At 73.4% G+C, this 9457-nt stretch carries 10 protein-coding genes, 1 tRNA gene, 1 other RNA gene and 1 riboswitch; of the genes, 4 read left to right on the forward strand and 8 right to left on the reverse strand.

Going from position 1 to position 9457, the window contains the following annotated elements; all coding sequences use genetic code 11:
- Together TOK_RS23840 and ffs are read right to left on the reverse strand one after the other, a co-directional pair.
- A partial coding sequence (locus TOK_RS23840; RefSeq protein WP_141566522.1) for a DNA polymerase III subunit gamma and tau occupies positions 1-1437 on the reverse strand: 1437 nt, incomplete at its 3' end.
- 65 nt (positions 1438-1502) lie between these two features.
- An RNA gene (gene ffs, locus TOK_RS23845) (signal recognition particle sRNA small type) lies at positions 1503-1597 on the reverse strand.
- Positions 1598-1670: 73 nt separating this feature from the next.
- Between ffs and TOK_RS23850 the strand changes: the two genes are divergently transcribed.
- Positions 1671-1758 (forward strand) — tRNA-Ser (locus TOK_RS23850).
- Positions 1759-1991: 233 nt separating this feature from the next.
- Positions 1992-2723: an alpha/beta hydrolase gene (locus tag TOK_RS23855; RefSeq protein WP_098960234.1), complete on the forward strand. Its 732-nt coding sequence runs from the start codon at positions 1992-1994 to the stop codon at positions 2721-2723.
- 28 nt (positions 2724-2751) lie between these two features.
- Here TOK_RS23855 and TOK_RS23860 read toward each other — a convergent pair whose 3' ends face one another.
- The 5 genes from TOK_RS23860 to TOK_RS23880 form a co-directional block, all read right to left on the reverse strand.
- Positions 2752-2991 (reverse strand): hypothetical protein, encoded by a 240-nt coding sequence (locus tag TOK_RS23860; protein WP_216362084.1) that lies wholly within the window; start codon positions 2989-2991, stop codon positions 2752-2754.
- A 57-nt stretch (positions 2992-3048) separates the two neighbouring features.
- Complete coding sequence (locus TOK_RS23865) at positions 3049-4104, reverse strand: bifunctional 2-polyprenyl-6-hydroxyphenol methylase/3-demethylubiquinol 3-O-methyltransferase UbiG (protein WP_098960235.1); 1056 nt, start codon at positions 4102-4104, stop codon at positions 3049-3051.
- A gap of 62 nt (positions 4105-4166) precedes the next feature.
- Positions 4167-4766: a hypothetical protein gene (locus tag TOK_RS23870; protein ID WP_098960236.1), complete on the reverse strand. Its 600-nt coding sequence runs from the start codon at positions 4764-4766 to the stop codon at positions 4167-4169.
- A gap of 104 nt (positions 4767-4870) precedes the next feature.
- Positions 4871-6256, reverse strand: a complete 1386-nt coding sequence (locus tag TOK_RS23875; RefSeq protein ID WP_098960237.1) for a multidrug effflux MFS transporter — start codon at positions 6254-6256, stop codon at positions 4871-4873.
- A 287-nt stretch (positions 6257-6543) separates the two neighbouring features.
- Entirely contained in the window at positions 6544-7170 is a 627-nt protein-coding gene (locus TOK_RS23880) for a rhodanese-like domain-containing protein (RefSeq protein WP_172457742.1), read from the reverse strand.
- Positions 7171-7259: 89 nt separating this feature from the next.
- A riboswitch (guanidine-III (ykkC-III) riboswitch) is annotated at positions 7260-7324 on the forward strand.
- A gap of 14 nt (positions 7325-7338) precedes the next feature.
- Between TOK_RS23880 and TOK_RS23885 the strand changes: the two genes are divergently transcribed.
- A complete protein-coding gene (locus TOK_RS23885) occupies positions 7339-7653 on the forward strand; it encodes a multidrug efflux SMR transporter (protein WP_098960239.1) in 315 nt (104 codons plus the stop codon).
- Positions 7654-8017: 364 nt separating this feature from the next.
- On the opposite strand, the gene TOK_RS23890 is transcribed toward TOK_RS23885, so the two are convergent.
- Complete coding sequence (locus tag TOK_RS23890) at positions 8018-8992, reverse strand: threonine/serine dehydratase (RefSeq protein ID WP_098960240.1); 975 nt, start codon at positions 8990-8992, stop codon at positions 8018-8020.
- Positions 8993-9190: 198 nt separating this feature from the next.
- On the opposite strand from TOK_RS23890, the gene TOK_RS23895 reads away from it, so the two are divergent.
- Complete coding sequence (locus tag TOK_RS23895; RefSeq protein WP_098960241.1) at positions 9191-9412, forward strand: hypothetical protein; 222 nt, start codon at positions 9191-9193, stop codon at positions 9410-9412.
- Positions 9413-9457: the final 45 nt, after the last annotated feature.

Here is a 9457-nt window from a genome sequence, read left to right on the forward strand (position 1 = left end):
GGCGGGTTCAGGGTGCTCGGGCGCCGCGGGCTCCGGCGGTCTCGCCGCGGCGGACTCCGCCTGCCGGCCCGGCTCCGCGGCGTCGGGCACCCGGTCGGCCCGGTCGGGGGCGGTGCGGTCGGAGGCGGCGGGCTCCCGCGGCTGCTCGGGAACCTCGACGGAAGCGGAAGGCCCGGCTTCCGACGGTGCGTCGCCCCGACGTCGCGAGGGTCGCTCGAAGCGCTTCGCGGCAGCCTCCGCGGCCTCCGACGACGCGCCCGGCTCGAGCGGCGCCTCGATCGAGGCCCGGCGCTCCAGCCGTTCCAGCCGCTCCAGCAGCGCCGCGTCGGAGGTGGTGGCGGCGGGCAGCAGCATCCGTGCGCACAGCAGCTCCAGCAGCAGCCGGGGTGCCGTCGCGCCGCGCATCTCGGTGAGTCCGGTGTGGACGATGTCGCCGTAGCGGGCGAGTGTCGCGGGCCCGAGCTTCCCGGCCTGCTCGGCCATGCGGTCGAGCTCGTCGGCCGACGCCTCGACCAGGCCCTGCCCCGCGGACTCGGGGACGGCCTGCAGGAGGGTGAGGTCACGCAGGCGCTGCAGCAGGTCGGCGGCGAAGCGTCGCGGATCGTGACCGGCCTCGACGAGCCGGTCGACCGCCTCGTAGACGGCCGCCGAGTCGGCCGCGGCCAGCCCGTCGACGACGTCGTCGACCAGTGCGACGTCGGTGACCCCGAGCAGCGCGACCGCGCGCTCGTAGGTGACCCCCTCCTCGCCCGCGCCCGCGAGAAGCTGGTCGAGCACCGAGAGCGTGTCGCGGGCCGATCCCCCTCCCGCGCGGATGACCAGCGGGTACACGGCTGGGGCGACGACGACGCCCTCGTCGGCACAGATGCGTTCGAGCAGGGCGCGCAGCGTGCCGGGCGGGATCAGCCGGAACGGGTAGTGGTGGGTGCGCGACCGGATCGTCGGCAGCACCTTCTCGGGCTCCGTCGTCGCGAAGACGAAGACGAGGTGGTCCGGCGGTTCCTCGACGATCTTGAGCAGGGCGTTGAAGCCCTGCGTGGTGACCATGTGCGCCTCGTCGACGATGAACACGCGGTAGCGCGACTCGGCGGGCGCGTAGAACGCCCGGTCGCGCAGCTCGCGGGCATCGTCGACACCACCGTGGGACGCGGCGTCGAGCTCCACGACGTCGATCGAGCCGGGACCCTCCGGGGCCAGCGCGATGCACGACGGGCAGACGCCGCACGGGTCCGGGGTCGGGCCGAGCTCGCAGTTCAGCGAGCGCGCGAGGATCCGGGCCGACGACGTCTTCCCGCAGCCACGCGGGCCCGAGAACAGGTAGGCGTGGTTGATCCGGCCCGCCGTGAGCGCGACGCCGAGGGGCTCGGTGACGTGCTCCTGGCCGACCACCTCGGCGAACTTGGCCGGGCGGTACTTGCGGTACAGAGCCAGCGCCACGCCAGCGAGGCTACCCACCGGGTCCGACAGCCGGGGGGCCGGGCGTCCGGAACGTCGTCCGGGCAAAAAGGGGACTCCGCGCACCCGGCAGAGCCCGTTGACCCTTGCTGCCTTCCGGCCCTGGGGGAGTTCACAGGATGCGCGCCGCGCGGAGTCCGTTGCCGAGTGTAGCCCCTCCTGCAACGGCGGTCCCGCCGCGGGGCGGGCCGGGCGTGGTCGCTATGCTCGTCGACGGAGGATTCGCCTAGTGGCCTAGGGCGCACGCTTGGAAAGCGTGTTGGGAGCAATCCCTCAGGGGTTCGAATCCCCTATCCTCCGCCACCCGATACCCGCGACGCCGGGCCACCCCGCTGGGGAGGCCCGGCGTTCGTCGTCCGGGCCGGAAATGCCGTTGGAGGCGCCCGGCAGGCGCTGCTAGGTTCCCGGCAGCCGTGCGAGAGAACGAGGAGGTGGTACCCGTGAACGTATCGACATGGGTGCTTCCCTCCGGGGTCACGGTCGGGCGATAGGTCGCCCGGGAGCGCCGCACACGAGCACTCCCGAAAGGCACGACCATGCGATTCGACTCGGAACAGCGCCTCGCCGACGACGTCCTCGAACGCCGCTTCACCCTTGACGGGATCCCCGGCATCCTGTGGATGCCAGGGGCAGCCCCCGCGCCCGCTCCGCTGATCCTGCTCGGCCACCCCGGCGGCCTGGACCGGATGTACCCACGGCTCGTCGCCCGGGCCCAGGCCTGCGCGGCGCAGGGCTGGGCCGCGGCCACGATCGAGCTCCCGTGGAGCGGTGACCGGCCCCCGTCCGCCGCTGCGGAGGAGGTCCGCGCCGAGCTGCGCCGGGCGATCCAGGCCGGTGAGCGGGTCGGCGAGGACGTCGTCGACCGGCTCGTCCTCCCGCTGGTCGACGCGGCGGTCCCGGAGTGGCGGGCCGCGCTCGACACCCTCCTCGCCCTGCCCGGGATCGGCGGCCCGGCCGGGTTCGCGGGAGGGGTGATCTCCATCGGCGTCCGGCTGGCGGTGGTCGAGCCGCGCATCGCGGCCGCCGTCCTGTTCGCCGGAAGCTTCGTTCCCCGCGCCGTCGTCGAGGAGGCCCGCCGGGTCACCGTCCCGCTGCTCGTCCTGCTGCAGTGGGACGACGAGGGCAACGACCGGCAGATGGCCCTGGACCTGTTCGACGCCCTGGGCAGTGCAGAGAAGACGTTGCACGCCAACATGGGCGGACACACCGGGGTGCCCGCGTTCGAGGGCGACGACGGGAACCGGTTCTTCGCCCGCCACCTGAGATGACGCGGGTCCGGGCGCCCGGCGTCCGTCGTCAGGCGCCCGGCGAGGAGTTCGCCGGCAGCCGGCGCAGCGCTGCCTCGACGCTGTCGCCGCCGCTGGTGTTGAAGGCGATCCCGGCGCCCGGGACCTCGCGGCGGAGGGTCTGCTCGAACGCCTCGATCAGCTGCTCCGGTTTGCGCAGCCCTCCGCCCACGACGACGTCCCGGTCCCGCTCGCGCAGTGCCGTCGTGACCAGGTCGAGAGCCGTCGCGTCGAGCGGGGCGAGCGTCATCGCCGCGTCCATGCCGTGGTCGGCGAACCGGGCGAGCTCGGCCGCGTCCCACCGGGGTCAGCGGAGCCTCTCGCGCACGCTCCACAGGCCGCGCACGACCGGTCGCGTCGCACGGACGGCCGCGCGCCGCACCGGGCTGGCCATCACGAGCCACTGCCCGAGCGTGCGCAGCCGGAACCGGAGACCCGAGGCGCGGACCTTCCGGTAGGCCCGCAGTTCGTAGCCCATCGACCCGATGTGCACGAACCCGGCCCGCAGCACGTCGTAGGCCGCGCGCTGCTCGTCGTCGTGGAGGTGCCAGACGGTCTCGGGTGTCGCGGAGCGGACGTCGATGTTCGCGACGAGCACGCCGTCGCGACCGAGCGCGGTGTGCAGCTGCCGGGCGGTCTCGTGCACGTCGGGGACGTGCGCGAGGGTGTCGATGGCGGTGATCGCGTCGTAGGCGCCCGCCGGCAGCTCGGCGCCGAGGAGGTCGATCGTCGTCGCCTCCTGGCCGCGGCGTTCGAGGCGGAAACGAGCGAAGTCCAGAAGTGTCGACGACAGGTCCGCCATCGTCGACGTCCAGCCCGTCTCGAGGAAGACCTGGCTGGTCACGCCGACGCCGGAACCGAAGTCCAGGTGCCGACGGCCCGGCGCCCACTGCTGCAGGAACCGCAGCGCGACGACGTTCGACGGGTCGCCATGGCCCTCGGACTGCAGGTAGGCCCACCACATGAGGTCGTATGCCCAGGACTGCTGCGTCCGGTAGAACTCGACGCGGCCGTCGTCGCCGCCGGCGTCGGCCCACTCCTGGACGCTGATCTCCTCCCAGTGCAGCGCGCGGCGGCGCGCCTCCTCGGGGGTGATGTCGTGATAGGTGGCGAGGTCGTCGAGGATCGAGGTCCGGACGTCGGCGTCGCCGATCGTGAGACCGCGCCGGAACGCCGCCATCTCGGGGCCGGCGAACGCCTCGCGGTGCCAGGTGCTGCGCGTCGACATGTCGACCGGGGGCTCGTCGAGGGGGTCGATGTGGACGCCGGACCGGCCGGGCGGGTCGGGCGCGTGGACGGCGCTCCACAGCTTCAGCTTGAGGGCCCGCAGCAGCGGGTGGGTGCGGACGGGTGACGTGAGCACGGGTGTGCCTCTCGGGGAAGCATGCGGCGGCGACCCGGTCGCGACGGCGTGCGTCGGGACGGTCAGGTCGGTAGTGGCCGAATGGCGCGGAACAGGGACGGGACATGCGCCGGGCGCGGTGGTCCCCTGCTCGTGACGCGTCCGGTGCGTGCCGCGCTGACCGCGGAGCACCGCAACACCGTGCGGGCCGGGCCCCCCGGCCGCACGGGCGCCGGCACCCCGGTGAGCAGCGCGAGGATGCGGTCGGTGCGGACGAGACCGACGGACCACAGCTGCTGGTAGACGACGCCGACGAGCGCGTGCACGCCCAGCGCGACCCCGACCAGGGCCAGCTGCGGCGCGGCGTGCTCACTGCCGATGTGGGTCACGATCTCGGCGCCGACGAACGCGAGCGGCCCGGCGAGGGCACCGACGTGTGAACCGCGACGGGACCGGGTCGCGGCGCCGGGCCGGCCGGCGCCGGCAGCGGCGACGAGCGAGACCAGGGTGAGCGCCGCGGCGCCGAGGGCCAACCGGGCGACGAACGTCCCGGGCAGGACCGTGCCTGCGGCGTCGGCGTGAGCGATCGCCAGATGGGTCACCGTGTGGGTGAACGACCAGACGACGAGCGCGAGAACGACCCCGGCGGCACGTCCCGCGAGAGTGGCCGTCCTGGCGTTCATCCCGGTTCACCTCCGTCGTCCGCCGGCTCCACCGAGGCTACGGATTTCGGCTGTGCCGCAGACCAACGCACGGTAAGAACTGGCTCAGCGGACGGTCACCCGGGTCACCCCGCGGCGCGGCACACGTGCTCGCGGCCGGAGTCGTCGGCGGACCGCACCGGTGTCGTCACCGACAGTGACTCGGCCGGGCGCCGACGCGGCAGCCGGACCCGCGCGACGAGCTGGACCGCGAAGGCGGCGGCGAGGCAGACGACGATCACCGTCGCCATCGGCGGCACCCCGAACACCGCGGGCACGATCCCGACCAGCGGCGCGCTGAACGCCGAGAAGCCGAACTGCGCGACACCCAGCACCGCAGAGGCGCGTCCGGCCGCGTGCCGCTCCACCGACATCCCGACGGCGATCGCGTTGGGCATCACGAAGCCCCAGCAGCTCACGAACGCGAAGAGGGCGGGGAGCACCGCGGGCAGCGGGGCGTCGGCACGCAGCAGAACGGCGAAGACGACAGTGAACGTCAGCATCACCGGGACGGCGACCGACAGCAGCCGCTGTGCGGTGAACCTGCGCAGCAGCAACCGGTTGACATTGTTGGCCGCGATCATCCCGACCGCGTCGATCGCGAAGACGAGGCTGTAGCCCGCAGGGCTGAGCCCGCGCTCGGTCTGCAGGAAGAACGACAGCCCCGCGAGGTGGGCGATCATGGCGGCGCCGACGAAGCCCAGCACCAGTGCGCTCGTGACGACGTGCTTGCGCCTGAGCAGGCTCCACAGCGTGAGTGTGGGGCCGAGGGCGGCGCGGCGGTCACGTTCGGCGCGGGTCGGCGGGATGGCGCCACCGATGCGGTCGGGGTGGGTCTCCGGCAGGACGAACACGACGAGTGCGAGCCCGACGACCCCCAGCAGCAGCGTCAGCCCGAAGATGAACCGCCAGCTCAGACCCGCCTCCAGCAGTCCGGCGCCGAAGATCGGGCCGAGCATCGGAGCGAGCGCGGTGGCCGCGGTGAGCAGCGAGTAGAAGCGGGCGAGCTGCGGCCCGGAGTGGACGTCGCGGGCCACGGCGCGGGCGACGGCGATACCGGCCGCGGCGCTGAGGCCCTGCAGGAACCGGGCGCCGATCAGCACCTCGATCGACCACGCGAAGGAGCACAGCACCGACGCGGTCACGTATCCGGCGAGCCCGATGGCGAGCGGGCGGCGACGTCCGTACCGGTCGCTCAGCGGGCCGACGATCAGCTGCCCGACCGACAGCCCGATGAGCGTGGTGGCCAGCGTCGCCTGGACGAGCCCGGGCGACGTGCCGAAATCGGCCTGGATCGCCGGGAAGGCGGGGCTGTAGGCGTCCATCGCGAACGGTCCGAGCCACGTGAACATGACAGCCGCGGGAAGGATGCGGCGGAGTTGGCGCGGCGAGAGCAGGGCGGCGCCGGAGCGTTCGGGATCGGCGGGTGCGAGGTCGACGGGTGGAGTGTTGCGCTCGGAGTCCGTGGTCACGTCACCGTCCGTCCCCGCCCGACCGGGCAAGATTATTTAGTACACCGCAAGCAATGACCCTGCCACAGACGTCCGTTTCGGACCACGCCGGGCGGACGGGATCTGGCTCACACGGAACCGGGACCGGCCCTCACGCGGAACCGGCAACGGCAACGGCAACGGCAACGGCAACGGCAACGGCAACGGCAACGGCAACGGCATGGAACCCGACCGACGGGATCTCGCGGAACCGGGACAACCGTGAGTCGGGGCCGGGAACCGCAGACACGCAGAACCGGAACGCGGAGTCAGGCGCTGGCGAGCAGACGCAACCGCGGCCGGGCCGCAGCCGGCACCGCGCCGTCGACCAGCTCGACGACCTCGCCGAAACCGCAGGCGCGCAACAACGACGCGACCGCGGAGGACACGTACCCGTCGGCGTCCAGGACCGCGGTCCTGACGTCGGGACGCAGCTCGGCCAGGCGGCCCAGCACGTCCTCGACCGGGATCCGGACCGCACCGTCGACGTCGGCGCCGCCGGTGCGGACGTCGACGATCTGGCGGACACCGGCCCGCTCGGACCCCTCCACCGGGCCGCGGCGCGAGATCGAGCCCGCCCCCGGATCGACGAGATGGCCCACCAGCGGCGCGTGGCCGGTGAGTGAGCCGGCGGCGCGGGCGGCGGCGTCGGCCGGTCCCGCCAGGACGACCTCGACACCCGGCGGCAGCAGCGCATCGCGGAGCGCGGCGAAGCGGGCGACGTCGTCGGCCGCGATGTTCACCGAGCCCGGCAGGTGACCCACGGCGAACGCGACGGGATCGCGGACGTCCAGCACGAACGCGCCGGCGCCCTGGGCACGGGCCGCGTCGGCGGGCGTCATCGGGGGCAGTCCGGCCACCTCGGACCGGACGAGGCTGAGCCTGCGCCGCGACATGACGCCTCCCCTCCTGACGACGGAATGACCGTACATTAGCCGGTCGGTTCGGCGCCACGGTCCAGATGGCGGGAGTTGCTAGGCTGGGGACGGAGCCGCCGCTGCGGCCACCCCGGACGAGTGCGTCGTACCCGGCACGACAAGACGACGCCCCTGGGGAGGCGTGTCATGGCGTGGATCGTGCTCATCGTGTCCGGTGTCCTGGAGACCGTGTGGGCGGCGGCGCTCGCCCGCTCCGAAGGCTTCAGCAGGCCGCTGCCGTCCGTCGTGTTCGGCGTCGCGCTGATCCTGAGCATGGCAGGGTTGGCCTGGGCGTTGCGGACGCTGCCCATCGGCACCGCCTACGTCGTGTGGGTCGGGATCGGCGCCGTCGGCACCGCGCTCTACGGGATGGTCGTGCTCGGCGAACCCGCGACGACCGTCCGGCTCCTCTGCCTCGCCGCGATCGTCGCCGGGGTCGTGGGGCTCAAGCTCGCGAGCTGACGCCGTGCCGGTGCGGTCGGGTGGAAACCAGGCGCGACGGGCCGGCCCCGCCGATCACGACACGATCCTCGACGTCATCGGCACGGCCTTCGCCGCCTATCCCGTCGTCGCCCACCTTCATCCCTCTGGGCATGAGCAGGCGCGCCCGCAGCCTCCGCGCCCTGGCTCCCGGGTGCGCACCGCCGGGAGCCTGCAGGAGTTCATGCAGCACCTCCTCCCGACCGAACCGCACTGGTACCTGCTCTTCGTCGGAGCCAGGGCCGAGGCCCCGAGGTCGTCCCGATGTGGCGCGACCCGCGCTGAGCATCGCGTTCCTCGCGCCGAGACCTACAGGACGGCTGCTGTCAGGCGGCGCCGACGACACTCACGTCGGTCTCGGCGTCCTCGGGTGCCCGACCCAGCGGCCGAACGCGTCGGGATCGACGTTTCCGCCGCACACAACCGTCACGACGTGCAGGCCCGCGAACCGGTCGCGGTCCTCCAGCAGCGCCGCCACACCCAGCGCCGCCGACGGTTCAGCGACCAGGCCTGCGTGCTCGAACAGCAGCCGCACCCCGGCAACGATCGACGCTTCCTGGACCAGGACGGCGTCGTCGGCGGTCAGGAGCAGGTCGTCGAGCACCTCGGGGATCGGGCGGCGGCCGGCGACGCCGTCGGCGATCGTGTCCGTCGACTCCGTGGTGACGACCCGCCGCTCCCGGAACGAGAGTGTCATCGCCGGCGCCCCCGCGGGCTGGACGCAGACCACCTGGACGCCCGGGGCGAGATCCTTGAGCACGTGCCCGATGCCGGTGGCCATCGCGCCACCCCCGAGAGCGACCAGTACGACGTCGGCCGATGGTGCGCGTTCCACCAGCTCCAGCCCGATCGTCCCCGCGCCCTCGCATGTCTCGACGTCGAGGCTGTCCTCGACCAGCCGGATCCCGTCGCAGCGGGCGATCTCCGCGGCGCGGTCGCGGGCCGAGTCGAAGTCGCCGTCGACGAGTTCGAGCCGGGCGCCCAGCGCACGGATGCGGTCGAGCTTGGCAGCGGGTGCGGCGTGCGAGGCGACGACGGTGACGTCGAGGCCGCGCGTGCGTCCGGACCAGGCGAGAGCCTGCCCGAGGTTGCCCGCGCTCGCACAGACGACGGAGCCGGAGCCGAGACCGCTCGCGATCAGCTCGGTGCCACGGCCCTTGAAGCTGCGCACCGGGTTGGCCGTCTCCAGCTTGATGCTCACCGCGCAGCCGAGGGCGGGTTCGAGGGCGTCGCAGCGGTAGATCGGGGTGTCGAGGAAGACCGGGTCGATCACCCGGCGAGCGGCGCGGACCCGCTCGGTGTCGAGGCGCGTCTCCGGCACCCGCCCACGCTAGCCCGCCGCCGTCCGGGTTCCTTCCGCCCGCACGACGAGTGTCGCCGCAGCAGAGCGTCTGAACCGGGGGGTCCCGGTGCCGAAGGCGACCGGCTGATCGAACGCGGCGCCGGAGGCGCGACGTGGCAGCAGCGCTCCGGCACGGCGGACATCACCGTTCGCGGACCGGCGACCGCGCTGCTCCTCGTGCTGACCAGGCGTCGGTCGATCCCCGCCGCGCTCGACGACGGCCTGCGCGTCTCGGGTGACCTCGCCCTGCTGACCCAGCTGGGTCTGAGCCCCCACTACGACGAACGCGGCGCGCAGACCTCGCCGTGCGTCCGCGGTCGGACCGCCGAGGGACGCAACGCAGAACGCCGGGCCTCCCTGTTCGAGAGGCCCGGCGTTCGTGCTGTTCCGTGGCGGTAGCGGTGGGATTTGAACCCACGGAGGAGTTGCCCCCTCACACGCTTT

The organism is Pseudonocardia sp. N23 (assembly GCF_002583555.1).
GTDB lineage: Bacteria > Actinomycetota > Actinomycetes > Mycobacteriales > Pseudonocardiaceae > Pseudonocardia.

What these genes read in the sequence shown, in the direction of transcription:
- TOK_RS23855 (WP_098960234.1), top strand. Translation starts at nt 1,992, where the DNA reads ATGCGATTCGACTCGGAACAGCGCCTCGCCGACGACGTCCTCGAACGC.
- TOK_RS23860 (WP_216362084.1), bottom strand. Translation starts at nt 2,991, where the DNA reads ATGACGCTCGCCCCGCTCGACGCGACGGCTCTCGACCTGGTCACGACG.
- TOK_RS23870 (WP_098960236.1), bottom strand. Translation starts at nt 4,766, where the DNA reads ATGAACGCCAGGACGGCCACTCTCGCGGGACGTGCCGCCGGGGTCGTT.
- TOK_RS23880 (WP_172457742.1), bottom strand. Translation starts at nt 7,170, where the DNA reads ATGTCGCGGCGCAGGCTCAGCCTCGTCCGGTCCGAGGTGGCCGGACTG.
- TOK_RS23885 (WP_098960239.1), top strand. Translation starts at nt 7,339, where the DNA reads ATGGCGTGGATCGTGCTCATCGTGTCCGGTGTCCTGGAGACCGTGTGG.